This is a genomic window from Geobacillus zalihae (assembly GCF_030414215.1).
Lineage (GTDB): Bacteria > Bacillota > Bacilli > Bacillales > Anoxybacillaceae > Geobacillus > Geobacillus zalihae.
The window spans coordinates 2,936,339-2,959,957 of record NZ_CP129217.1 but is presented as its reverse complement, the minus strand read 5'-3'; the positions used below and the strand labels follow the sequence as shown (position 1 = coordinate 2,959,957).

Here is a 23,619-nt window from a genome sequence, read left to right as displayed (position 1 = left end):
GAAAATGGAATCCGATATTACGATATGTGCAAACAGCCAAAAAGGAGCGAAGCCAAGCGGCGATTTCGCTCCTTCTTTATGCATTGCGCAGGTGGGACGCTACAAATAGCGCAGCCATAAATAGGCATGCGACAAAAGCAAGGCGATGAGCGTGAGCGGCGCGCCGATTTTCAAAAAATCAACGTACGTAAAGCCATGTCCTTCGCGCGAAGCGATGCCGGCGACAATGACGTTCGCCGAGGCGCCGATGAGCGTCCCGTTCCCGCCGAGGCAGGCGCCGAGCGACAAGGCCCACCACAGCACGTCAATTTGCGGAGCGTCAGGAGACAGCCCCATGCCGACCGCCATATCTTGAATGAGCGGGATCATCGTGGCGACAAACGGAATGTTGTCGATCGTCGCCGAAGCGATGCCGGACAACCAAAGGATGAAATAGGCGGCTGTGGAAATATCGCCTCCGGTGATCTCAAGCGTTTTTTCCGCCAATGATTTGATCAGGCCGATGTCAACAAGCCCGCCGACCAAGACGAACAGTCCAGCGAAAAAGAAAATCGTGCCCCATTCGATCGAATGGAAGACATCCTCGATTTCGTGCTCCGGCACGGCGATGAGCATGAGCGCGACCGCCCCGGTCATGGCGATGACGGCCGCATCGACATGAATGACGGAATGAAGAATAAAGCCAAGGATGGTCAGCCCGAGCACGGCGACCGATTTGCGCATCAGTTTGGCGTCTTGAATGTAGTCGGCATCGCGAAGCTCCATCAGCTTTTGAATCAACGTTGGATCGGCTTTCAGCTGCTTGCGGTACACAAACGCGAGCATCGCGACCGTGACGATGGCGATCACCGCGACGATCGGTGTTAGGTTGAACAAAAAGGCGTTGAAATCTAAATGCTTGTTCGCCGAGCCGATCATAATGTTTGGCGGGTCGCCGATCAATGTTGCCGTGCCGCCGATGTTCGACAACAGCACTTCGGAGATTAAGTACGGCACCGGGTTCACTTGAAGTATGCGCGTAATGGAGAACGTCACCGGCACGACAAGCAGCACGGTCGTAACGTTGTCCAAAAACGCCGACAGCAGTCCGGTCAACAGTGAAAGCATGATTAAAATGCGGACCGGGCTGCCTTTTGCGAGCTTGGCTGCTTTAATGGCCATGTATTGAAAAAAGCCGGACTTGCTTGTAATGCCGACTAAAATCATCATGCCGATCAGCAGTGTGATCGTTCCCCATTCAATATGGTGAGTAAACGCTTTCTCTGCATCGACGATGCCGAAGATGACCATAAGAGCGGCGCCCAGCAAGGCGATGACCGCGCGGTGAATTTTTTCCGAGATGATCATCGCGTATGTAATCAAGAAAACCGCAATGGCAAAATAATATTGAACGTTTGACACATGTGCGGCAGCATGATCCATTTGTACTCCTCCTTTTCCAGTTATGTCGTCATGTCGTGAAAACCGCTCCCACACGCTGGGCATGTCCAGTCGCGGCGCTCGCTCGAGGCTTCACGGACGTAAAACGTAAAGGAACAATGCGGACAAGGAATTTCGCGTACCCGATCGATCAGCATCCGCCGTTTCGGTTCAGCCGGGGCGTCGGTGTCAATGACCTCGACATGTCTGTCATCGCGCGATTCGTCTTCGGCGAGGATGGCTCCTTCCGCTTCCTCCTTCGTACGCCACCTGCCGCCGAGCAAGTGCTGCTCGAGCTGGCTGTGTGAGGAATGTTCAAGCATGTCTTCAGCCAGTTTCATGTACTGGCGGTCCGTCAGCCCGCTGAACGGAAGGTTCTTCTTCTGTTTTTTCCAATACGCCCGCAGTTGGTCTTCGGTGAAGATCCATGTGACAATCTGATGAATCACGACATTTTTCATCCCATCCACCCTCCTTTTTCTTGATCATATCATAGAAGGCTGGTGGTTTAACAGGAAATGCGGCTCAATCATCGCATTTTTTTCAATGGATCAACCTTATAAATGCTGCTCTTCTCTTCACTCAAGAACCATCGGTTTAGGGGAAATGATTGTTTTTCGCCGATCTTAAAAACGATTGGCTTGAATGAGAAGCGTCCATCCGCCCTTCTTCTTTTTCACCAAGGCTGTCGTTGATTCCTCCGTCATCCGCCTCTTTTTCGCCATTTTCTGAAAAAAGAAATAAACAATCGCTTCTGCGTGATATAATAATAGTAAGACGGACGGCAGCAACGTGCCGGAAAGGGGGGAAGCGACGATGGACAGCCCGCAATATTTGTTTCTCGATTTTGAATTTACGATGCCGGAGACGAAAACAAACCCGAACGGGTTTTGTCCGGAAATTATTGAAGTCGGCCTTGTCGCGGTTGTGGACGATCAGATCATCGGCCAATTTTCTTCCTATGTGAAGCCGCTCCGCTTTCCGCAACTCACGGAACGGTGCAAGTCGTTTCTCAACATCACCCAAGAACAAATCGACCGCGGAATGAGTTTTTATGAGTTGGTTTCCTTGCTTCGGCAATATGACCGCGACCGCCCGACGACGGTGATGACGTGGGGGAGCATGGATATGAAAGTGCTCCGGGAAAACTGCCAATCCGCGCAAGTGGAATTCCCATTCACTGGAGAGCATCGTGATTTAGCCATGGAGTATAAGCGGTTTTTCGGCAACAAAAACCAAACCGCGCTGCGCAAGGCGGTGCAAGAGTACGGCAATGAGGCGGTTGGAAAAGCCCATTGCGCGCTCGATGATGCGTTCACCGCGTATACGATTTTCCGGCTGGTGGAAAACGACAAAAAATATTTGGCGAAGACAAAGCCACCGACGATTGGAGAACGGATTGATTTGACCCAGCTGCGAAAAAAATTCGCTTTATAGCCTGCTGCGTTGGCGGCGGCTTTTTTATGTTATAATAGAAAGTGGACGATTTTTTAGGCAGAAAGGTTGTTTCCTTATGTGGCCATCGGTGCTGAATTTATTTTTGTACTTTCCGGAAGACAAACGTGAATACATTCCCGCAGCCATTTCGTTTGCTGTCTTTTTCTTGATGGCGGTGTTCACGATGCGGCTCATCATCGTTATCTCCCGGCGGCAAGAGAGGGAAGCGAAGCAACTCGAAGAACAGCTGCTTGGAAAACGAGAGGAACGGAAGGAGCCGCCCGGAGTATAAACGAGCCCCCCTCCGGCAATACTGGCGGATAACAAGTGATGCTGGAGGGTGGTTCGTGTTGCGAAAAACGTACGGTGTGGTGTTCGCTGCGGCGCTCGTGTTGTCCGGCTGCGGCCAAGAGAATGGAACGAGCCGGACGGTGGAGATGATCAATGCGGACGGCGATTCGATCGGTACGATCGAGTTGACTGAACAGGCGGAAGGGGTGCGGCTGAAGCTTGACCTAGAAGGTCTCCCGCCGGGGGAGCACGCCATTCACATCCATGAAAACGGAAGCTGCAAACCCCCCGATTTCCAATCGGCCGGCGGTCATTACAATCCGGATGGGAAAAAGCACGGCCTTTTACACCCGGAGGGGGCGCATGCCGGCGATTTGCCGAACATTATTGTGAAGGATGACGGCACGGTCAACGTCGAGCTGACGGCGCCCAATGTGACGCTGAAAGAAGGAGAGAAAGGCTCGCTGCTTACAAAAGACGGAACATCGATTGTCATTCACGCCAAGAAAGACGACGGCATGACCCAGCCGGCGGGAGACGCCGGCGGACGGATCGCCTGCGGGGAAATCAAGTCGTCGTGAAACAGGGGCTCGCGCGCGGGCCCCTGTTTCACGTGGCCAGGGCAGCGCTTCGCATGGGAAATGCGAGAAACTGGCGGTCGCACGGCTTCTGCTGCACATGGTTGGCAGAACAGAGAACGGAAAGGAACGATCGTTTGGCTTCATTTGCTCTTTTGGTTTACATGGATGGAGGAACCCCGCAACGGATTCGGCGCTGCTTCTTTTCCCTTTCGCCATCCGCTTGGCCGCTCTTCTTTGGCGCAAAGCTAGCCTAGCGCCGCCGCCAGCCGCCGCAGCCCTTCCTCCAGCGTCGGGCGCGGGCAGGCGATATTCAAACGGATGAAGCCGACGCCTTCGGGACCGAATTTGCTGCCGAATTCGACGGCGAGTTTTCCTTTTTCAAGGAGCCGACGCTTCAGCTCCGCCTCGGAAAGGCCAAGGCCGCGGCAGTCGATCCAAACGAGATACGTCGCTTGCGGCCGGATCACGCGGAGCGGCGGCAAGTGTTCCGCTAAATAGGTAGCGGTCATGTCGATGTTTTGCCGCAAGTAATCAAGCAAGGCGTCAAGCCACGGTCCGCCATGGCGGTAGGCCGCTTCCGCTCCGACGATGGCGAACGCATTCAGCGTAAAAAAGCCGTGCCGCTGCTGGACGCGGCGGAACGCCCGGCGCCGCGATTCGTCGGGAATGATGACTTCCGCCGCCTGCAAGCCGGCGAGGTTGAACGTTTTCGTCGGCGCGCGGAACGTGGCGCTTTGCGCGGCCAGCTCTGGGTGGAGCGAGGCAAACGGCGTGTGTTTGGCTGGCGGGAGCGTCAAATCGGCGTGGATTTCATCAGACAGGACGAAGACGCCGTGCTTGAGGCAAAGTTCTCCCAGCCGTTCGAGTTCTTCTTTTGTCCATGATTTGCCTCCCGGGTTGTGTGGATGGCAAAGGATGAGAAGTTTGGCATCGGGCAGCTTTCGCTCCAAGTCGTCCCAGTCGATCGCATAGTTGTCTTCCTCAAGGCGCAGCGGACTGAACAGAAGCGCGCGGTCATGACGGCGGACGAGATCAAACAGCGGCCGGTAGACCGGGGAAAAAACGATGATGCGATCCCCTGGTTCGGAAAACGCTTCGATGGCGGCGGCGACCGCCGGCACAACGCCGTGGGCAAACACGAGCCAAGACGGATCGATCGTCCAGTCATGACGGCGTTCAAGCCATTGGCACACCGCTTCTTTGAGTGAATCGGGAATGACGGTGTAGCCGAACACGCCGTGCTCCACCCGTTGCCGCAGCGCCTCTTGCACTTCTTTCGGCGCGGGAAAATCCATATCGGCGACCCACATTGGCCATACGTCTTCGCGGCCGAACACGCGATGAACGTCATCCCATTTCACCGCCAGCGTGCCCCGGCGGTCGATGACGCGGTCGAACGGAAACATGATCGCGCCTTCTCCTTTCTCAGCACGCGAACGATGCGGTCCTTTCCCTTCATCGAATGGAAACATTGTTGCATCTTCTCCCTTCTTTTTTTCGAATCGATGGCTTATAATGGGTTATATCATAGCATCAAGAAAGAAGGTGGATGGCGGCGGCATGGACGGACAACAGTTGAATCGGCTTCTTCTTGAATGGATCGGCGCCTGGGACCCGTTTGGCCTTGGAAAAGACGCCTACGACGTCGAGGCGGCCAGCGTGCTCCAGGCGGTGTATGAGACGGAAGACGCCCGCACGTTGGCCGCCCGCATTCAGTCCATATATGAATTCGCCTTTGACGAGCCGATTCCTTTTCCCCACTGCCTAAAACTCGCCCGCCGGCTGCTTGAGCTGAAGCAAGCGGCGTCCTGTCCGCTCCCGTGATGACGACAGGCGGCCGGTTTGGCGAAACCGACCGATGAAATGGAGGGATGCTGCGTGAAATTGAGCGAAAAAGAGCTGGAAATTATCGAAATATTAGAAAAAGATGCACGAACGCCGATCGATGTGCTGGCGAAGATGATCGATTTGCCGGTCGAAGAAACGGAAGCGCTCGTCAAAAAGTTAGAAGAGGCGAAAGTGATCGTCCAATATACGGCGCTCATTGACTGGCGGAAGGCGGACGGCCGCGAGGGAGTGACGGCGATGATCGACGTCAAGGTGACCCCAAAGCGCGGTGTCGGCTTTGACGAGGTGGCGGAACGCATTTACCGATTCCCGGAAGTGAAATCGGTGTACTTAATGTCCGGCGCCTACGACTTATCGGTCGTGATCGAAGGGCGTTCGATGGCGGAAATCGCCCAATTTGTATCGGAAAAACTGTCGACGCTCGATTCTGTCATTTCAACGACGACCCATTTCATTTTGAAAAAATACAAACACGATGGCATCGTCTTTGACCAAGGAGATCAAGATCGCCGCATCGTGGTGTCGCCATGAAGCCGCAAACGAGAAAAACGTACGTGTCGGAAACGGTTGCGGGCTTGAAACCATCCGGCATCCGCCGCTTTTTCGACCTTGCTTCCACCATGGATGGCGTCATTTCGCTCGGCGTCGGCGAGCCGGATTTTGTCACGTCCTGGAGCATTCGCGAAGCGAGCATTTTGTCGCTCGAGCAAGGCTATACGTCGTACACCCCAAATGCCGGGCTCTTGGAGCTCCGCCAAGAAATCGCCGCTTATTTGCGCCGCAAGTTTCATGTCGACTACTGTCCGGAGACAGAAATTTTAGTGACGGTCGGGGCGAGCCAAGCCATCGACTTGGCGCTTAGGGCGATCATCAACCCGGGCGATGAAGTGATCATCGTCGAACCGAGTTTTGTCGCCTACGAGCCGCTTGTCGTGCTCGCGGGCGGGAAGCCGGTGGCCGTTTGCACGTCTGGCGAAGACAAGTTTCAGCTCAATCCGGCGCACCTTGAACGGGCGATCACCGAGCGGACGAAGGCGGTCATCATCTGCTCGCCGAACAACCCGACCGGAACGGTGCAGAGCCGCACGGAGCTTGAAGCGATCGCCCGTCTGGCTGAGGCGCACGACTTGCTCGTCATTGCCGATGAAATTTACGCCGAGCTGACGTATGAAGGAGAGTACACGAGCATGGCCGCTGTTAGCGGCATGCGCGAGCGGACGATTTTGATTTCCGGCTTTTCCAAAGGGTTTGCGATGACCGGATGGCGGCTCGGGTTTGCGGCAGCGCCTGACGAGATTTTGCAGGCGATGTTGAAAATCCATCAGTATGCCATGATGTGCGCGCCGACAATGGCGCAATATGGGGCGCTTGAGGCGCTTCGCAGCGGAGAGCGCGATGTCGCCGAGATGCGCAACAGCTACCGGCGGCGGCGCAACTATTTCGTCGCCTCGCTCAATGAAATCGGGCTGCCGTGCCATTTGCCGGGCGGTGCGTTTTACGCTTTCCCGTCCATCAAGCCGACTGGTTTGACGTCGGAGCAGTTTGCTGAGCGGCTGCTCATCGAAGAAAAAGTGGCGGTTGTCCCCGGCAACGTTTTCGGCCAAAGCGGGGAAGGCTATATCCGCTGTTCATACGCATCATCGCTCGAACAGCTGCAAGAAGCCATTAAGCGAATGAAACGGTTTTTGGCGCGCCTGTAACTGGGGATGTTCCGCCGTCGGCGGGACATCTTTTTTTGGGGTTTGCTGTCGGTCTATGTTATAATACAGAAACATAGACGAAATTCATCAATAGGAGTGTTTCGCTTGTCAACGATCAAACGAGGAGCGATCGTGAAAGGGAAGGTGACGGGCATTCAGCCGTATGGCGCGTTCGTCCAGCTTGAGGACGGCATGCAAGGGTTGATCCATATTTCTGAAATTTCCCATCAATTTGTGAAAGATGTGCGCGATTACGTCCATGTCGGGGATGAAGTGACGGTCAAGGTGTTGGACGTCGATCGAAAGGCGAGGAGGGCGAGCCTGTCCCTAAAGGCGCTCGAACCTGCCGGGGAAAAGGAAAAACGCCATATGCGCATGAAAATGCCGCTCAAGTCGGGGTTTCGCCCGTTGAAGGAAAAACTGCGCGAATGGATTGAGCAGTCCAAGAAAGAAAATTGGCCGAAACCATAACCCTGCGCCCCAAACGGTGAGAGTCCATGACGCTTTGAGGCCGGGAGAGGCGCAAAAAAATAAGACACCCACCGTCAGGCGGTGAGTGTCCCAATGGTTTTCCGTCATGTGCGCGATGTTTTCGGTTCAGTGCGCCCAAGCTCTTCGGCCGGTTTGAACAGCAGCGCCAAGTTGATCAAGCCGGCGATGCCGACCAAGCTGTAGATGATGCGCGACCAAACGGAGTCTTGGCCGCCGAAAATGGCGGCGACTAAGTCAAATTGGAAAAAGCCGATCAGTCCCCAGTTAATGGCGCCGATAATGGTCAACAATAGCGCAATGCGCTGCAATGCTCCCATCTTGTTTGCCTCCTTTGGAAAATTTCTTTTCAACTTATAGGATGAATCGCAGTCGTGAAAAATATGCATCGTTTGCCGCCAAAGCAGTTGGCTTTACAATCGGTGGCAGGCGCTGCCATAATAGATTCAGGAAAAGGAGGGCATCCATATGCAAGAGTTTATTTTCCGCAACCCGACGAAACTGATTTTCGGAAAAGGGCAGCTCGAACGTCTCAAAGAAGAAGTGCCGCGCTACGGCAAGAAAGTGCTGCTCGTGTATGGCGGCGGCAGCATCAAACGAAACGGATTGTATGAGGAAGTCATGAAGATATTGGGGAACATTGGCGCCGAGGTCATCGAACTGCCAGGCGTCGAACCGAACCCGCGCGTCTCGACCGTAAGAAAAGGGGTGGACATTTGCAAGCGGGAAGGCGTCGAATTTTTGCTGGCGGTTGGCGGCGGCAGCGTCATCGACTGCACGAAAGCGATCGCCGCCGGGGCGAAATTCGATGGCGATCCGTGGGAGTTTATCACGAAAAAAGCGCCCGTCACCGGCGCCCTGCCGTTTGGCGTCGTCTTGACGCTGGCGGCGACCGGGTCGGAGATGAATTCTGGTTCGGTGATCACAAACTGGGAGACGAAAGAAAAATACGGCTGGGGCAGCCCGTTTACGTTCCCGCAATTTTCGATTTTGGATCCGACGTATACGATGACCGTTCCGAAAGACCATACGGTTTACGGCATTGTCGATATGATGTCGCATGTGTTTGAGCAATATTTCCACCATACGCCGAACACACCATTGCAAGACCGGATGTGTGAAGCGGTGTTGAAAACCGTGATCGAAACGGCGCCCAAACTGATCAACGATTTGGAAAACTACGAGCTGCGCGAGACGATCATGTACTCGGGCACGATCGCCTTAAACGGCTTCTTGCAAATGGGCGTCCGCGGCGACTGGGCGACGCACAATATTGAGCATGCCGTTTCCGCCGTGTATGACATCCCGCACGCCGGGGGATTGGCGATTTTGTTCCCGAACTGGATGAAGCATGTGCTCGATGAAAATGTCAGCCGTTTCGCCCAGCTCGCGGTGCGTGTGTTCGATGTCGATCCGGCGGGCAAATCCGAGCGGGATGTGGCGCTTGAAGGCATCGAGCGGCTGCGTGAGTTCTGGTCGAGCCTCGGGGCGCCGTCGCGGCTTGCGGACTATGGCATCGGCGAGGAAAACTTGGAGCTGATGGCCGATAAAGCGATGGCGTTTGGCGAGTTCGGCCGTTTCAAAACATTGAACCGCGATGATGTGCTCGCCATTTTGCGCGCTTCCCTGTAATGAGGCGATGCGGCGGTTTCGCGAATCAATCGATGATGGCGCCGGCTCGGCGACGGAATCTGCCTGAGCTGGCGCTTTTCCTATTTTCTTGGTTTGCCTGGGTGCGCTCCCAATCCCGCAGGACGGCGGAAAGGGAGGAGGGCGCGAAAAACAGCCGCCTCGCCCGAATCCATGGTTCTCGAATGAGGAAAAAGCACAACGTTGATTACGTTTCTTGAGGCAAGCAGCCTGAGCCCTCTAGAAGGCGGGTGAAAAACGAGTTTTGTTCGCAAATCGGCGGCGTTTCATCAGAAAAGAGAGCCGATTTCACAAGGTTTCTCTAATTGAAAAATGGTTGGGATAAGCTGTCTTTTTCGTTGCATCACCATCCCTCCAGGTGTCACGCAAGGAAATCGGCGCGGCGAACATGGCGAAAAATGAATCCGTTTCCAAAAAAGGTGGGCTGCTTGATTTCCCTTGTTTATTCCGCTAAAGTGAAAGAAGGCAATGATTCTTGAAGGGGAGGCGGAAATCGATGACCCACATTCGCTTTGACTATTCCAAAGCGCTCGCCTTTTTTGGCGAACATGAGCTTACATACTTGCGTGATGCCGTGAAAGTCGCGCATCATTCGCTTCATGAAAAAACCGGTGTTGGAAGCGACTTTTTAGGCTGGCTTGACTGGCCGGTCGACTATGACAAAGAAGAATTCGCACGCATCAAGGAGGCGGCGAAAAAAATCCAATCGGACTCTGATGTTCTTGTCGTCATCGGCATCGGCGGCTCGTACCTTGGCGCGCGGGCGGCGATCGAGATGCTGCACCATTCGTTTTACAACGCCTTGCCAAAAGAAAAGCGGAAAACGCCGCAAATCATTTTTGTCGGCAACAACATCAGCTCGACGTATATGAAAGACGTCATCGATTTCTTGGAAGGGAAAGACTTCTCGATCAACGTCATTTCCAAATCGGGGACGACGACCGAGCCGGCGATCGCCTTCCGCATTTTCCGCAAGCTGCTTGAGGAGAAATACGGCAAAGAGGAAGCGCGCCGCCGCATTTACGCGACGACGGACAGCAAGCGCGGCGCGCTTCGGACGCTCGCCAATGAGGAAGGGTACGAGACGTTTGTCATTCCGGATGACATCGGCGGCCGCTACTCGGTGCTGACGGCGGTCGGATTGCTGCCGATTGCCGCAAGCGGCGCGGACATTAACGCCATGATGGAAGGAGCGGCCAAAGCGCGTGACGATTTCAGCTCCTCGGAGCTTGAGGAAAACGCCGCTTACCAATACGCCGCCATCCGCAACATTTTGTACAACAAAGGGAAAACGATCGAGCTGCTCGTCAACTACGAACCAGCGCTGCACTATTTCGCCGAATGGTGGAAGCAGCTGTTCGGCGAAAGCGAAGGGAAGGATCAAAAAGGCATTTACCCGGCTTCCGCTGATTTCTCGACCGATTTGCATTCGCTCGGCCAATACATTCAAGAAGGGCGCCGCGATTTGTTTGAAACAGTGTTGAAGCTGGAAGAACCGCGTCATGAGCTGATCATTGAAGCCGAAGAAAACGACCTTGACGGACTGAACTATTTGGCGGGAAAAACGGTTGATTTCGTCAACACAAAAGCGTTCGAAGGGACGCTGCTCGCCCATACGGACGGCGGCGTGCCGAACTTGGTCATCACGTTGCCGAAGCTCGATGAATATACATTCGGCTACCTCGTCTACTTCTTTGAAAAAGCATGCGCCATGAGCGGCTACTTGCTCGGGGTGAATCCATTTGACCAACCGGGAGTGGAAGCATACAAAAAGAACATGTTCGCCCTCCTCGGCAAACCAGGCTATGAGCAGCTGAAGGAAGAACTGGAGAAACGGTTGAAATAACAACGTGTTCCATCGCCAAGCCGCTGTTTTCTCGGAGGAGATGACTCGCGGCTCGACCCGAGTCGCGCCCGAAACGGCGGACGGAACGACGGAAAAAGCGCCTCTTCCCTTTTGCGGGGGAAGAGGTGTTTTGTTATACATGAACCGGGTCGTCCGGCCTCACAATGCCCGGACGAGGGTTTATTGCTCCCTGCCGTTTTTCGCCAAGCGTCTGAAGCTGCCGCGGACAAATAATCCACGTCAAACGGGAAACGATAAAAGAAAGGAGGGATTGTGCATGATTGAAATGCCATCGCGTTTGGAAGGGAAACAATTTCAACTGTACCATTTGGAAGAGCAATTAAAACCAATGGGATATACAATCGGCGGCGGGTGGGACTACGATCACGGCTATTTCGACTACAAAATCGCCGATGACGCGGGCTATCAGTTTTTGCGCGTGCCGTTTCGGACGGTCGACGGGCAGCTTGATTCGCACGGAACGACGGTGGAGCTTGGGCGGCCGTTTTTGCTTGCGCATAAATACCAACGGGGCATCGATGATTTCGCCGATGTCGGCAACATCAGCGCCTCATTCAATCAGTTTGCCGAGCCGCAAGACCCGGATGCGACCGTACCCGAGCGATACATTTCCGTCGGAAAGGCGCTTGTCCAAGAACTGGAGCGCCGCCTGCTCGATTAAGGGGCAAGCGCGAACAGGCGGTCGCTTGGTTGAATCGGGCGGTCCGGTGCAACGGAAATCGCTCCGTGATCTCCATGGATGACGCCAAGCAGCGTCACGTTTTGCTTGAGCAGCTGCTGTTGAACGGCGGCGAATGGCTGGCCGATTTGCTGTTCGTCTGGCTCGAGAAGGCAGAGCGTCTGTCCGTCCAGGCGGTAAAGCGCCGTCTCCCACACGCTGGCGGCGCCCGGCGAGCGAAGGCTGGCGGCCATGGCGAAACTCGCCAGCAAGTTTGTCTGAATCACCTCATCCGCCCCGGCGCGGAAGGCGTTCTGGACGTTTCGGCCCGTTAGGATTTCCACGATGGCGTACACCGACGGGTTGAGGCTTTTGGCGGCAAGCAGCGTGACAATCGTATCTTTATCGGCTTCCGCTTCCGCTTTATGCGGATCGGCGGTGATGAGCAAAAAACGCGCTTCTTGAATATTGGCCTTCTCCAGCACCGCATCGTCGCTTGCCGTTCCTTTAATGAAATGAACCGGCGCGTTCAGAAGCGGGTGGGACGGAACAGTGGCGTCGATGAGAACGAAGCGCATGGAGGCGTCGTGCCGCGCGAGGCGGAGCAGCACCTCGCGCGCCCGCTCGTTCCAGCCGACGATCACCGCATGGCCGCGCCCTGTATACCGGAGCTGTCCGCTTGTAAAAGCGGTTTCCCGGGCGGCGGCCGCGGCGGAGACGGAAGCGAAATAAGCAGTGAGGATGCCGGTGCCAAGGACGATGAGCCCAATGGCCGCGAGTTTTCCGGCGACCGTTTTCGGGGCGATGTCGCCGTAGCCGATTGTCGCCGACGTCACGATCGCCCACCACACGCCGTCGAACACCGTGCGGAACGTCTCTGGTTCAATGAAGCGCATCAGCGCGCCAAACAGCACGATCAACGCGCTTGCCGAGACAAACAGGCGAAGCACGGGCGGCCAGCGCCAATACGATAACAGCACGTTTCTTGTTTTCATCGTCCACCCCTCTTTTGTTTTTGTCTTTTTTAGTGTGAGCCGTTTTTGCATAAACATTCCTGTTTTTTCCCATACTAGGAAACGGAACATGAGAGAAAGGGGACAGTGGTCATGGATATGAACCGTGTCAAACAAATCGTTTCTTCCCCTGCCGATATTCCGGTGTATTACAACGGAGTGTCGGTATGGATTGACGGGTATGATGAAGAAAAACAGACGGCGACCGTCCATTTGCGCGACGGGCGGCTTCATGAGCGCCGGGATGTGCCGGTTTCGGAATTGACGGAAGAGCGGGAGTGAAAAGGGGAGGCCGGCTGACAGCGCGGGAGCCTTCTTGCGTTTCCCGAGCGCGCTTGGTTCGAGTAAAGGCGTTTTCCGGCATGAAGCGTCCGGGCGGCCTGCAAGAAAACGGTTGTTGTTCGCCGTCTGTTTCGTGAACAAGACGGCTTTTCAGACGACAATCAGAGGGAGTCGGTGCAAGGACGTAGACATCGGATGAAACGTTGATGGAGCGAAAGACGAGGAAATCTGCCGCTTGCCGAACGACATGTCGGGCAAGCGGCTTCGTTTTGTCAGACAGCGGATTGGCGGCGCGTCCGGGCAACGCGCACCGTCAACAGCAAGGCGCAGGCGAAAAAGAGAAGATCATCCATTCCGTAGACGAGATGATACCCTCCAACGGCAAACAGCGCGCTGCCGATCATCGGTCCGAACGCCATGCCCATATAGCGGAAAAAGTTGTACACGCCGATCGCTGTCGAGCGGTTCGCCTGAAAGACGTTCGTCAGCACAGTTGTTTGCACCGGGAGCGAAAGGCCTAAAAACAAGCCGAACAAGGCGATGGCCAAAACAAGCAGCGAAAGCGATCGTTGGGCTGCGATCAAGAAAAAGAAAATGGACAGCACGGTCAAGTACGATGCCGCCAAGAGGATGCGCCGCTCCGGGAAGCGTCCTTGAAGGCGCCCGCCGAGGAAGCTGCCGATGACGATCATGGACGACATCGCCAAGTACACCGTCCCTTTTTCCTGCGCCGACAGACCGTACCGATCCGTCAAGATGCTGGGCAAAAAGACGAGAAAATTATACAGCGAGTAATATTGAACAAATCCAAGCAGAACGATCGACGACCCGGCGCGGCGGCGGAGCACTGAAGCGAAGTCGGAGAGGCGAAACGGGGACGAAACGGCCGTTTCTGGTTTCGTTTCCTTCAGCAGCAGGAAATTGCCGGCACCAACTAAGCCGCCGACGGCCACGAGCGCCAAAAAGACGGTGCGAAATGGAAAATGCTCTGCCAAAAAGCCGCCGACGATCGGCCCGACGACAGGGCCAAGTGAGACCATCATTTGAAACGTCCCCATCGCCCGCCCGCGCTCTTTGCCGGTGAACAAGTCGCCGATGACCGTGGCGGCGACGACCGACCCGGCCGCGATGCCAACGGCTTGCAAGGCGCGGAAGAACAAAAGTGCGGAAATGGATGTCGAGAAAAAACAGCCGAGCGAAGCGGCGATGTAGATGACGATGCCGCCAAGCAGCACCGTCCTCCGTCCTTTCCGGTCGGTGAGCGGACCATAGACGATTTGCATCATCGCCAGGAAGAACGTGAAAATGGAAATCGTCAAGTTGATCAAAAACGAAGAAGTCGCAAACGCCTCCCGCACTTCTGGTAAAATAGGAGTGTAAATCGTTTGCGTAAACGGGCCGAGAAACGCGGCGAGCGACACAAGATAGACGACAAGCTGGCGCTTCATCTCTTTCCCCTTTCTTTGCCAGTCCATATGTTATGATTATACTCCTGCTTTTTTCGTTTTTGGAAACGAAATGCTTATCGAGAAAAGGTGGGGATGAGAATGGAAACATGGTTGATCCGCGATGCGACGATGGAAGATTTGCCGCACATTGTCCGCATTTATAATGAAACGATCCCGAGCCGGATGGTGACGGCGGACTTGGAGCCTGTGTCGGTTGACAGCAGGCGGGCGTGGTTTGAGGATCACGACCCGCACCATCGTCCGCTTTGGGTCGTCGAGGACGACGGCGCGGTTTGCGCCTGGCTCAGCTTTCAGTCGTTTTACGGCCGCCCGGCGTACCGCCATACGGCGGAGGTAAGCATTTATATCGCCGAAACGCATCGCGGCCGGGGGCTTGGAAGGAAGCTGCTCGAGCGGGCGGTCGAACGGGCGCCCGAACTGGGGATCAAGACGCTGCTCGGCTTTATTTTTGCGCATAATGAACCAAGTTTGCGGCTTTTCTCCCGCTTCGGATTTGAACGATGGGGATATTTTCCGCGCGTGGCGGAATTGGACGGCGTGGAACGCGATTTGGTCATTGTCGGCAAACGGCTTGTATAGAATGGGGGGAGGCGGGGAAGTCATAAGTAATGAGGATGAACGGAAAGAGGGAAGGATATGAACGTCATGCCGATTCGGCTGTTTACGATCCAAGATGGGGAAGGATTTGTCGCTGACGCGTTTCAATGCCCGGTGACCGGCAATTTGATTTACAAATCGTCCGGCACGCCGTCTGTCATCGCGTACACCGATTTGACCGACGAACAAATCATGCGCCTTGAACAATACGGATTTCGGCGGCTCGATTCGGCGCCGGCGTCGATGGAAAACGGTCGAGATGGCATTGAAGAGCTATTGCCGAGGCAATGAGGGAGAGAGAAAACACAAGATGAAAACGTTGAAGAAAAGGCCTGCCCGCTGGGGACAGGCTTTTTCTTTTCCCCAGAAGGGTGGCGACAGATTCGTGCGTGAGAAAGTTCAAGGGATGAAACTGCGGCGCTGCAAGGTTTTTTTAATTTGAAAAAACATTGTTGCAAAGCCTGATATTCGTTCCATCACCGGCCGTTGATCATGTCAACCGGCGGATGAGCCAATAGAGCGCGGCGGCCGCCGCTAGGCCAAGCAGCGTATAAAGAACCGGACGGCCGGATCGTTCGAGCGGCGTTTTGTTCTCCAAAGCCGGCGGATGATCGGTCTTGGCCGTCTTTTCCTTCGTCTGCGGCCGCGTTTCCGTCCCTGCCCCCTCCCTCTCTCCAGCGGCACGCTTGCCGTACATGCCCGCTCCGGTTCGTTTCGCCTCCTCGTACGCCTTGCGGACGCGCGCTTCGTATTTGTAATCGCCATAGTCATAAAAGTCTTCGACAAGTCCGGCTTTGGCGAGGTCTTCTTGCAGCAGGCGCTTGCCGACCCACACCCAGGCGAGCAGCCGCTGGTATTTGTCAAACAGCGCGTCTCCGTCGGTCTCAAGCAAAATGTTCCCTTGATGCAAGCGGGAACATGTAAACCGGCTTGCTTCTTTCCCATACGGTTCGACTTGGATCGTGCTCTCGGGCGTATCAATGAACAAAAACCGCGTCGTGTATACATGGACGTTGACGCGGAATTTCGCTGTATCGCCGTCGATGCACTCGACCAATTCAGCCGGGTAGGTGCGGCCAAGGCGCAACGTAGAACGATCTTCTTTCTTCCCCAGCGTATGGCCGTCCAGGTCGATTCGTTCTGGGGTGAGATGCCGCTTGCATCGTTCATTGCCGTTGTATTTCTGAATAAGTTGGACAAGCTCTTCTTTCGTTTTCGCCTGCTTCGCCAGCGCAGTCGGCTCATGGAGCAAATACACGCAGTCGCTGCCGCGGAAGTGCCCGCCCAACTCATCAAGCTCGCCAGGGTGGGCAAAAGCGGAAATCGGGAACATCAACAGGAAACAAAACAAGAATATGACCATTCGTTTCAAAAACGATCCCTCCACTCGAAAAACATTTCTTCCTCTTGAACAAGAACCGGATGTCCGCAATGGATGGGTTTCAGCACACGATCGCACATGTTATGCCGGTTTTTGCCGTTTTTCAGCGAAAAATTAAGCCAATATGGCCGTTATCGCGCTGTTAGGCGATTTGCGTTCGTTCACGATAAAGTTTATCAAAAAAGTGGAACGATGAGGAAACATCTCGTCAATCAAGGATGTTTGAGGGGGGAGAGGATGACATGTCCAACTTGCTTTTCGATGATCAACCGTTGGTCATTTTGCCGCAGCTCGCTTTGGCGATCGGGTTGAACGAAAGCATCGTTGTTCAGCAGCTGCATTATTGGCTCAAGAAAAGCGAAAACGTCCATGACGGCTATAAGTGGGTGTACAACACGTATGCAGACTGGCAGCGACAATTCCCGTTCTGGTCGGAAAGCACGGTCCGCCGGACGATTACCAAGCTCGAGAAAATGGGTATTATCGTTGCGGCGAATTTTAACCGTTCCAAGATCGATAAAACGAAATGGTATCGGATCGACTATGACAAACTGGCCGAAATAACGAAAGAAATGTCAGAAATGTCGGGCGGAGAACATGGGCAGGCGGCCGATGATGGCGTGATGACCGCGCACAATGGTGTTTCGATCGTTCAAGGTGCGGTTTCGTTCACTCAAGACGGGGCTTCGTTCGTTCACGATGAGGGGTTGACGACGCACGGCGGGGATTCGATTGTGCAAGATGGCGTCTCGGCCGTTCAAGGCGGCGCTTCCGTGGTTCATGGGGAGGTATTGGCGTCTGGCACTTCGACCGCTCAAAACAAGGTTTTGGCTATGGAAGAGAGGGGATCGATGAGGCCGAGCAGCGTTTCGATGATTCAACAACATCCGATTTCAGCCGTTTGCGATGGTGTTTCGACCGGCCAAAATGAGCAGACGATGGGCGAAACAGTCCGTCCATTTGCGCAAAATGAACCGTCCAACTGGTCAAACTGGGCGGTCGAGGTGCTCAATTTGACGAGACCAATACCAGAGACGACAACAGAGATGACATCAGAGATCAAAAGAGAAGACGAAGAAGACGCGCGCGTGCGCACATACAAGGAGATCGTTCGCTTCTGTGAGGAAAACGGGTTTGGCGTGATCGGCGATTATTTGCGGGAAAAGATCAATGCGTGGGTGGACGATGCGTCCGATGAATTGGTGTTGGAAGCATTGAAAATCGCGGTGGAAAACGGCGCCAAACGGTGGGTGTACGTGGACACGATTTTGCGCGACTGGACGGAGAAAGGGTACCGCACCGTGGACGAAGTGCGCGCCGCGCGGTTGGCGTTTCGGGAACAGCGGATGAAGCAGCGATCCGCCCCGCCTTCATCCGATGGCGGGAGAACGATGCGGAAACCGATCCGCACCGAGATCGTGCCGGATTGGCTGAAGATGGATTACAGCCAGCCGGAAGACGACGACTTTGACGTTGAGCAGGCGCGCCGAGAGCTCGAGGAACGTCTGAAAAAATACAAAACCAACCTGGACGGATGAAGCCGAAGGGCGTAAGAGCCCGAGCAGTCTCATCTCATGACGGGACGTGAACCGAGCGATCTCCCGTGTGCCCCACGCTTTGAAGTTCAGTCAGGTCGTTCACTGGTGCTGGCGCCCCTTCACGTTTAGATGGTGGGAGGCTTCTTTTGGGAATTTGTTCACAGGGAGATGGCTCATCGCCATCTCCCGAAACGAAAATAAAAAACCCTTGCACGGCAAGGGTTTGGCAAATGGAGCATACCGGGCTCGAACCGGTGACCTTCGCGCTGCCAGCACGACGCTCTCCCAACTGAGCTAATGCCCCAAAAAAGGATATGGATGATCTGTCCATGTCCCATTATATATATGGATGCGGACAATTGCAATCCTTTTTTGATCACCCGCTTTCAATATCAACGTGCACGACATCGTCAATGGAGCGGATGACGTAGTAAAGTTCGGCGGTCGAGCGCTTTTGGTCAATGACGGCTCTTAGTTTCAGCAAATGTTCATTCTCTTCAACATCTTTAATGCGCATCGTTTTAATGTTGATGTCCTGTTGCTTTAAATGGTCGATGACCTTTGTAATGTTTTTGGCGTCCGCTACGGTGATTTGCAGCAGCACCTCTTTTTCGCGCAGCTGCTTCGGTCCGAAAAAATTGATCAAAAACGGAATGAGTTCCACACTGACAATGAGAAGCGCGACGCCGAACGCCGATTCCCAATAAAAGCCTGCGCCGACCGCCACTCCAATCCCTGCCGCCCCCCAAATGATCGCGGCGGTCGTCAGCCCAGTGATGCTGTCGTTGCCGCGGCGCAAAATGACGCCCGCTCCTAAAAAACCGACCCCGGACACAATTTGCGCCGCCAGTCGAAGCGGGTCCATCGTAATATGGTCTTTGAGCGGAAAGACGTACGCCGATTCGATCGAAACGATTGTAAGCAAGCAGCTGGAAATGGAAATGACAAGGCACGTTTTCAACCCGACCGGTTTTCGCTTCAATTCCCGTTCCAGCCCAATGATCAGCCCGAGAATGGCGGAAATCCCTAGTTTGAGGAACGGATCAAACATCATCGTTTCTCACCTCGTTCATGGTATAATGAAAGAAAACGCCTGATGACGCCTGTTTTCGCCCGGCGTGAAAACGGCGGCCAAGAACTGCGCTTGACCGAGACAAGGGGAGGAAAACGAATGAAGCCGCCAAGCACCATAAAGGCTTATGCCGCTCTATTCATCGGCGCGCTTGCCGTGTCAACATCGGCCATTTTCGTCAAATGGTCGCAGGCGCCGTCCGCGGTGATCGCCTTTTATCGACTCTTTTTGGCCGTCGCCATCATGACGCCGTTGTTCCTCCGGCATCGAAGCGAACTCCGAGGCATCTCTCGGCGCGATTGGCTGTTTTCGCTTTGTTCTGGGGTTTTGCTTGCCTTTCATTTTATCCTTTGGTTTGAATCGCTCGACTATACATCCGTCGCTAGTTCGGTCGTGCTTGTGACGCTGCAGCCGCTGTTTGCCTTCGCAGGCGGCGCGTTGTTTTTCCGCGAACGGTCGACCGTCGGCGCGGTCGGGAGCGCGGTGTTGGCCATGATCGGCAGCGTTCTCATCAGCTGGGGAGACTTCCGCGTCAGCGGTGAAGCGCTGTACGGCGATGGATTGGCGCTTATTTCCTGCGCGTTTGTCACGGCGTATTGGCTGTTCGGCCAAGAGGTGCGCCAACGGTTGTCATTGATGACGTATACCTATATCGTCTATAGCATCAGCGCGGCGGTGTTGTGGCTGTACGCGATGCTGTTTCGCCTTTCGCTGACGGCGTATCAGCTGACGGATTGGCTTTGTTTTCTCGCTCTCGCCGTCATTCCAACGCTGCTCGGCCATTCGGTGATGAACTGGGCGGTCAAATGGGTCAGCGCCTCGACGGTGTCGATGGCGATTTTATTTGAACCGATCGGCGCTTCCGCCTTGGCCTACTGGCTGTTTGGCGAACCGATCCGTCCGTTTCAATGGATCGGCGGTATTTTTATTTTAACAGGAATCGCCCTGTATTTGTGGGAGAAAAACGAAAAAGGTCCGCTAACGGTGCAAGAACGTAGCGGACCCTAGCGTTCCGACGATCAACGAAGAGCGGCGGATCGGCAGGCGGAATTCATCGAAGCCGCGGGCGAATTGGGACAGATAAGCGAAATCGACTTGCGTGATATCGGGAAGCAGGTAAGCGGATTTCGTCGCCCCCTGCTTCCGTTTTCGATTGAGCGCGGCGATGATGCCGTCTGCCGTCTGGATGCCGATGCCATGCCCGTAAAAGAAGCCGTCGCCTAAGTAAATGGCATTTTCCCCTTGCCATTGCGGCGTCAGCGGATCGAATTCCGGGTTTTTAAAATAGAGGCAATCTCCGGGGAGAAAGTGTTCATCTTTTTTTGTTTGAATGCCAAGATCCCGGTCTGTATGCCAGTCATACAGCAGCAAATCCGCAAACAGCCGGTTGAATGCCGCTGGATCGATTACGTCAAGCACGGCCTTGTAAAACACGATGACGATCGCGGTCGCGCATTCAAACGCGTATCGCTCGCTATGGACAAAAATGTCCTGAATCGCTTCGGAAGCCGTGACATCTGGGCGAAGACGGAAGCCGCCGCGCTCGTCCCGCGTCCAAAAATCGCTGTTGCAGCGCGAAAAACGGAAAATGGCAAACCGCGCCCGGCTTTTCGCCAACTCGCCCGCCGCCCGAACAATGCGGTCGCGCAAGGCGATTTCAAATCGAAGCTGGTGTTTATTTGCATACGTATACAACTTAGGCGAGGAAACAAGGGCATCTAAGATTCGTTGTTCGCTGGCCGGAAGCGAAAACGAACTAGAAACGTCAAAGTTGATTGGTGATAACACGCGAATCAAAGTGAAGAAGCCTCCTTGATGAAAGGATCGCAACAACGATATAGATGCAAAACGGAAAAGTTCTCCACGTCCTTGACGAAAAAAGTCGCTTGCCTATTTCGACCGCCCGAGGCAAACAGCCGTCTTCTTCGCCGCACCTTGGCGTGGCGGAAGACGGAACGACTACCTGCTTCACAGACCCAGGCGTGGGGCTGGAAGCGGCGTTGTTCGGTCGCCTGACAGTCCATCCAGTCGCTCTGCAAAAGCCGTCGATGTGAAGGCGTCCAATCGCATCTATATAGCGATGTCATAGAAGAAATGTATGCACTCGCGCCGGTGTTCATTCCCCTTTTTTAGGAAAAGAACGCTTTCCTGTGGGATGGAGAAGAGGGAACGGGGATGGATCAGCGCGTCCTAAAATTTTTTTAAAAAAGGTATTGCTTTTTTCGAGTTAAGGTGGTATATTAGAAAACGTCGCTGATCAAAGAGGTTGTTTGACAGCGATGCGAAGCAAAAAAGCAGTTGACATCCAAAAAGATGTTATGCTAACATAAAAGAGCTGTTTGAGAGAGACAAAACAGTCGAAAGCTTGTTCCTTGAAAACTGAACGAAACGAAGCGCGAAAGAAAAGCTGAGGCCGTTTAGCGCCTTTGGTGCTGCGGTTGAAGCAAAAAGCCAATCAACTTTCTTTGGAGAGTTTGATCCTGGCTCAGGACGAACGCTGGCGGCGTGCCTAATACATGCAAGTCGAGCGGACCGGATCGGAGCTTGCTCTGATTTGGTCAGCGGCGGACGGGTGAGTAACACGTGGGCAACCTGCCCGCAAGACCGGGATAACTCCGGGAAACCGGAGCTAATACCGGATAACACCGAAGACCGCATGGTCTTTGGTTGAAAGGCGGCCTTTGGCTGTCACTTGCGGATGGGCCCGCGGCGCATTAGCTAGTTGGTGAGGTAACGGCTCACCAAGGCGACGATGCGTAGCCGGCCTGAGAGGGTGACCGGCCACACTGGGACTGAGACACGGCCCAGACTCCTACGGGAGGCAGCAGTAGGGAATCTTCCGCAATGGGCGAAAGCCTGACGGAGCGACGCCGCGTGAGCGAAGAAGGCCTTCGGGTCGTAAAGCTCTGTTGTGAGGGACGAAGGGGCGCCGTTCGAAGAGGGCGGCGCGGTGACGGTACCTCACGAGAAAGCCCCGGCTAACTACGTGCCAGCAGCCGCGGTAATACGTAGGGGGCGAGCGTTGTCCGGAATTATTGGGCGTAAAGCGCGCGCAGGCGGTCCCTTAAGTCTGATGTGAAAGCCCACGGCTCAACCGTGGAGGGTCATTGGAAACTGGGGGACTTGAGTGCAGGAGAGGAGAGCGGAATTCCACGTGTAGCGGTGAAATGCGTAGAGATGTGGAGGAACACCAGTGGCGAAGGCGGCTCTCTGGCCTGCAACTGACGCTGAGGCGCGAAAGCGTGGGGAGCAAACAGGATTAGATACCCTGGTAGTCCACGCCGTAAACGATGAGTGCTAAGTGTTAGAGGGGTCACACCCTTTAGTGCTGCAGCTAACGCGATAAGCACTCCGCCTGGGGAGTACGGCCGCAAGGCTGAAACTCAAAGGAATTGACGGGGGCCCGCACAAGCGGTGGAGCATGTGGTTTAATTCGAAGCAACGCGAAGAACCTTACCAGGTCTTGACATCCCCTGACAACCCAAGAGATTGGGCGTTCCCCCTTCGGGGGGACAGGGTGACAGGTGGTGCATGGTTGTCGTCAGCTCGTGTCGTGAGATGTTGGGTTAAGTCCCGCAACGAGCGCAACCCTCGCCTCTAGTTGCCAGCATTCAGTTGGGCACTCTAGAGGGACTGCCGGCGACAAGTCGGAGGAAGGTGGGGATGACGTCAAATCATCATGCCCCTTATGACCTGGGCTACACACGTGCTACAATGGGCGGTACAAAGGGCTGCGAACCCGCGAGGGGGAGCGAATCCCAAAAAGCCGCTCTCAGTTCGGATTGCAGGCTGCAACTCGCCTGCATGAAGCCGGAATCGCTAGTAATCGCGGATCAGCATGCCGCGGTGAATACGTTCCCGGGCCTTGTACACACCGCCCGTCACACCACGAGAGCTTGCAACACCCGAAGTCGGTGAGGCAACCCGCAAGGGAGCCAGCCGCCGAAGGTGGGGCAAGTGATTGGGGTGAAGTCGTAACAAGGTAGCCGTACCGGAAGGTGCGGCTGGATCACCTCCTTTCTAAGGAGAAAAGCGGAGGCCGCAATGGCCAACTGTCGATACACAGCGCTTTCGTTTCGTTCGGTTTTGAGGGAATGAGAAATTCCTTCACTTGTTTTGCGCCTGCGTCTTCTAGCAGATTCAAGGAAGATGGATTCCTCGGCGCAAAGCTGCAAGGAAGCAGACTCAAGGCAGTCGCTTCGTTCAGTTTTGAAGGAATGAGAAATTCCTTCAAAAGCGCCTGTGCCTGCGTCTGCTAGCAGGTTCAGGGAAGCAAGATTCCTCGGCACAAGACTGCAGAGAAGTGAATTCAAGAAATAGTCTCGTT

Annotated in this window: 25 protein-coding genes, 1 tRNA gene and 1 rRNA gene; 17 read left to right on the top strand and 10 right to left on the bottom strand. The window is 54.6% G+C overall.

Features of this window, described 5'->3' with window-relative positions; all coding sequences use genetic code 11:
- Positions 1-99: 99 nt before the first annotated feature.
- Complete coding sequence (locus tag QWV57_RS14955; RefSeq protein ID WP_020756143.1) at positions 100-1,422, bottom strand: ArsB/NhaD family transporter; 1,323 nt, start codon at positions 1,420-1,422, stop codon at positions 100-102.
- A 20-nt stretch (positions 1,423-1,442) separates the two neighbouring features.
- Complete coding sequence (locus QWV57_RS14950; protein WP_060788707.1) at positions 1,443-1,880, bottom strand: hypothetical protein; 438 nt, start codon at positions 1,878-1,880, stop codon at positions 1,443-1,445.
- A gap of 355 nt (positions 1,881-2,235) precedes the next feature.
- Here QWV57_RS14950 and kapD point away from each other — a divergent pair, with 355 nt between their 5' ends.
- The 3 genes from kapD to QWV57_RS14935 all read left to right on the top strand — a co-directional run bounded on the left by kapD (position 2,236) and on the right by QWV57_RS14935 (position 3,728).
- Entirely contained in the window at positions 2,236-2,856 is a 621-nt protein-coding gene (gene kapD, locus QWV57_RS14945; RefSeq protein WP_033006327.1) for a 3'-5' exonuclease KapD, read from the top strand.
- A gap of 76 nt (positions 2,857-2,932) precedes the next feature.
- On the top strand, positions 2,933-3,148 hold the full coding sequence (locus QWV57_RS14940) for a hypothetical protein (RefSeq protein ID WP_013144358.1): 216 nt from the start codon (positions 2,933-2,935) through the stop codon (positions 3,146-3,148).
- Between the two features lie 55 nt (positions 3,149-3,203).
- A complete protein-coding gene (locus tag QWV57_RS14935) occupies positions 3,204-3,728 on the top strand; it encodes a superoxide dismutase family protein (protein ID WP_013524510.1) in 525 nt (174 codons plus the stop codon).
- Between the two features lie 245 nt (positions 3,729-3,973).
- On the opposite strand, the gene QWV57_RS14930 is transcribed toward QWV57_RS14935, so the two are convergent.
- Positions 3,974-5,134: a MalY/PatB family protein gene (locus QWV57_RS14930; protein WP_301102117.1), complete on the bottom strand. Its 1,161-nt coding sequence runs from the start codon at positions 5,132-5,134 to the stop codon at positions 3,974-3,976.
- A gap of 154 nt (positions 5,135-5,288) precedes the next feature.
- Between QWV57_RS14930 and QWV57_RS14925 the strand changes: the two genes are divergently transcribed.
- The 4 genes from QWV57_RS14925 to yugI all read left to right on the top strand — a co-directional run bounded on the left by QWV57_RS14925 (position 5,289) and on the right by yugI (position 7,747).
- On the top strand, positions 5,289-5,552 hold the full coding sequence (locus tag QWV57_RS14925) for a YugE family protein (RefSeq protein WP_013524508.1): 264 nt from the start codon (positions 5,289-5,291) through the stop codon (positions 5,550-5,552).
- 54 nt (positions 5,553-5,606) lie between these two features.
- Positions 5,607-6,107: an Lrp/AsnC family transcriptional regulator gene (locus QWV57_RS14920; RefSeq protein ID WP_013144362.1), complete on the top strand. Its 501-nt coding sequence runs from the start codon at positions 5,607-5,609 to the stop codon at positions 6,105-6,107.
- Positions 6,104-7,276: an aminotransferase gene (locus QWV57_RS14915; protein ID WP_020756135.1), complete on the top strand. Its 1,173-nt coding sequence runs from the start codon at positions 6,104-6,106 to the stop codon at positions 7,274-7,276. Before QWV57_RS14920 ends, QWV57_RS14915 begins: the two co-directional genes overlap by 4 nt.
- A 105-nt stretch (positions 7,277-7,381) precedes the next feature.
- Complete coding sequence (yugI, locus tag QWV57_RS14910) at positions 7,382-7,747, top strand: S1 domain-containing post-transcriptional regulator GSP13 (protein WP_013144364.1); 366 nt, start codon at positions 7,382-7,384, stop codon at positions 7,745-7,747.
- A 104-nt stretch (positions 7,748-7,851) separates the two neighbouring features.
- Here the strand turns inward: yugI and QWV57_RS14905 are convergent, their stop codons facing one another.
- Positions 7,852-8,085: a DUF378 domain-containing protein gene (locus QWV57_RS14905; RefSeq protein WP_011232397.1), complete on the bottom strand. Its 234-nt coding sequence runs from the start codon at positions 8,083-8,085 to the stop codon at positions 7,852-7,854.
- Between the two features lie 148 nt (positions 8,086-8,233).
- Here QWV57_RS14905 and QWV57_RS14900 point away from each other — a divergent pair, with 148 nt between their 5' ends.
- The 3 genes from QWV57_RS14900 to QWV57_RS14890 all read left to right on the top strand — a co-directional run bounded on the left by QWV57_RS14900 (position 8,234) and on the right by QWV57_RS14890 (position 11,943).
- Entirely contained in the window at positions 8,234-9,397 is a 1,164-nt protein-coding gene (locus QWV57_RS14900) for an iron-containing alcohol dehydrogenase (protein ID WP_011232396.1), read from the top strand.
- A 514-nt stretch (positions 9,398-9,911) separates the two neighbouring features.
- Entirely contained in the window at positions 9,912-11,261 is a 1,350-nt protein-coding gene (locus tag QWV57_RS14895) for a glucose-6-phosphate isomerase (protein ID WP_011232395.1), read from the top strand.
- Positions 11,262-11,538: 277 nt separating this feature from the next.
- Entirely contained in the window at positions 11,539-11,943 is a 405-nt protein-coding gene (locus tag QWV57_RS14890; RefSeq protein WP_301100030.1) for a YugN-like family protein, read from the top strand.
- Here QWV57_RS14890 and QWV57_RS14885 read toward each other — a convergent pair.
- Positions 11,940-12,935 carry a potassium channel family protein gene (locus tag QWV57_RS14885; RefSeq protein WP_301100027.1) on the bottom strand — a complete coding sequence of 332 codons (996 nt, stop codon included), beginning with the start codon at positions 12,933-12,935 and terminating at the stop codon, positions 11,940-11,942. The genes QWV57_RS14890 and QWV57_RS14885 overlap by 4 nt on opposite strands.
- Positions 12,936-13,046: 111 nt before the next feature.
- Here QWV57_RS14885 and QWV57_RS14880 point away from each other — a divergent pair, with 111 nt between their 5' ends.
- Positions 13,047-13,235 (top strand): H-type small acid-soluble spore protein, encoded by a 189-nt coding sequence (locus QWV57_RS14880; RefSeq protein WP_013144368.1) that lies wholly within the window; start codon positions 13,047-13,049, stop codon positions 13,233-13,235.
- A gap of 272 nt (positions 13,236-13,507) precedes the next feature.
- On the opposite strand, the gene QWV57_RS14875 is transcribed toward QWV57_RS14880, so the two are convergent.
- Positions 13,508-14,710: an MFS transporter gene (locus QWV57_RS14875; protein WP_301100025.1), complete on the bottom strand. Its 1,203-nt coding sequence runs from the start codon at positions 14,708-14,710 to the stop codon at positions 13,508-13,510.
- A gap of 72 nt (positions 14,711-14,782) precedes the next feature.
- Between QWV57_RS14875 and QWV57_RS14870 the strand changes: the two genes are divergently transcribed.
- Entirely contained in the window at positions 14,783-15,283 is a 501-nt protein-coding gene (locus QWV57_RS14870; protein ID WP_301100024.1) for a GNAT family N-acetyltransferase, read from the top strand.
- 57 nt (positions 15,284-15,340) lie between these two features.
- Positions 15,341-15,592 (top strand): hypothetical protein, encoded by a 252-nt coding sequence (locus tag QWV57_RS14865; RefSeq protein ID WP_060788705.1) that lies wholly within the window; start codon positions 15,341-15,343, stop codon positions 15,590-15,592.
- Between the two features lie 199 nt (positions 15,593-15,791).
- Here the strand turns inward: QWV57_RS14865 and QWV57_RS14860 are convergent, their stop codons facing one another.
- A complete protein-coding gene (locus QWV57_RS14860; protein WP_081133118.1) occupies positions 15,792-16,673 on the bottom strand; it encodes a thermonuclease family protein in 882 nt (293 codons plus the stop codon).
- A 251-nt stretch (positions 16,674-16,924) separates the two neighbouring features.
- On the opposite strand from QWV57_RS14860, the gene QWV57_RS14855 reads away from it, so the two are divergent.
- The gene (locus QWV57_RS14855; protein ID WP_301100023.1) at positions 16,925-18,220 is read left to right on the top strand and encodes a DnaD domain-containing protein; all 1,296 of its coding nucleotides are present in this window, start codon (positions 16,925-16,927) and stop codon (positions 18,218-18,220) included.
- A 231-nt stretch (positions 18,221-18,451) separates the two neighbouring features.
- Here the strand turns inward: QWV57_RS14855 and QWV57_RS14850 are convergent.
- Both QWV57_RS14850 and QWV57_RS14845 read right to left on the bottom strand, forming a co-directional pair.
- Positions 18,452-18,524, bottom strand: a tRNA-Ala gene (locus tag QWV57_RS14850).
- A 72-nt stretch (positions 18,525-18,596) separates the two neighbouring features.
- A complete protein-coding gene (locus tag QWV57_RS14845) occupies positions 18,597-19,274 on the bottom strand; it encodes an MgtC/SapB family protein (RefSeq protein WP_011232387.1) in 678 nt (225 codons plus the stop codon).
- A gap of 117 nt (positions 19,275-19,391) precedes the next feature.
- Between QWV57_RS14845 and QWV57_RS14840 the strand changes: the two genes are divergently transcribed.
- On the top strand, positions 19,392-20,300 hold the full coding sequence (locus tag QWV57_RS14840) for a DMT family transporter (RefSeq protein WP_060788708.1): 909 nt from the start codon (positions 19,392-19,394) through the stop codon (positions 20,298-20,300).
- Here QWV57_RS14840 and QWV57_RS14835 read toward each other — a convergent pair.
- Entirely contained in the window at positions 20,271-21,089 is an 819-nt protein-coding gene (locus QWV57_RS14835) for a protein-glutamine gamma-glutamyltransferase (protein WP_060788703.1), read from the bottom strand. The two genes, QWV57_RS14840 and QWV57_RS14835, sit on opposite strands and share 30 nt — an antisense overlap.
- 89 nt (positions 21,090-21,178) lie before the next feature.
- On the opposite strand from QWV57_RS14835, the gene QWV57_RS14830 reads away from it, so the two are divergent.
- Both QWV57_RS14830 and QWV57_RS14825 read left to right on the top strand, forming a co-directional pair.
- A complete protein-coding gene (locus QWV57_RS14830; protein ID WP_223810850.1) occupies positions 21,179-21,346 on the top strand; it encodes a hypothetical protein in 168 nt (55 codons plus the stop codon).
- A gap of 408 nt (positions 21,347-21,754) precedes the next feature.
- Positions 21,755-23,312 (top strand): 16S ribosomal RNA (locus tag QWV57_RS14825).
- Positions 23,313-23,619 lie beyond the last annotated feature (307 nt).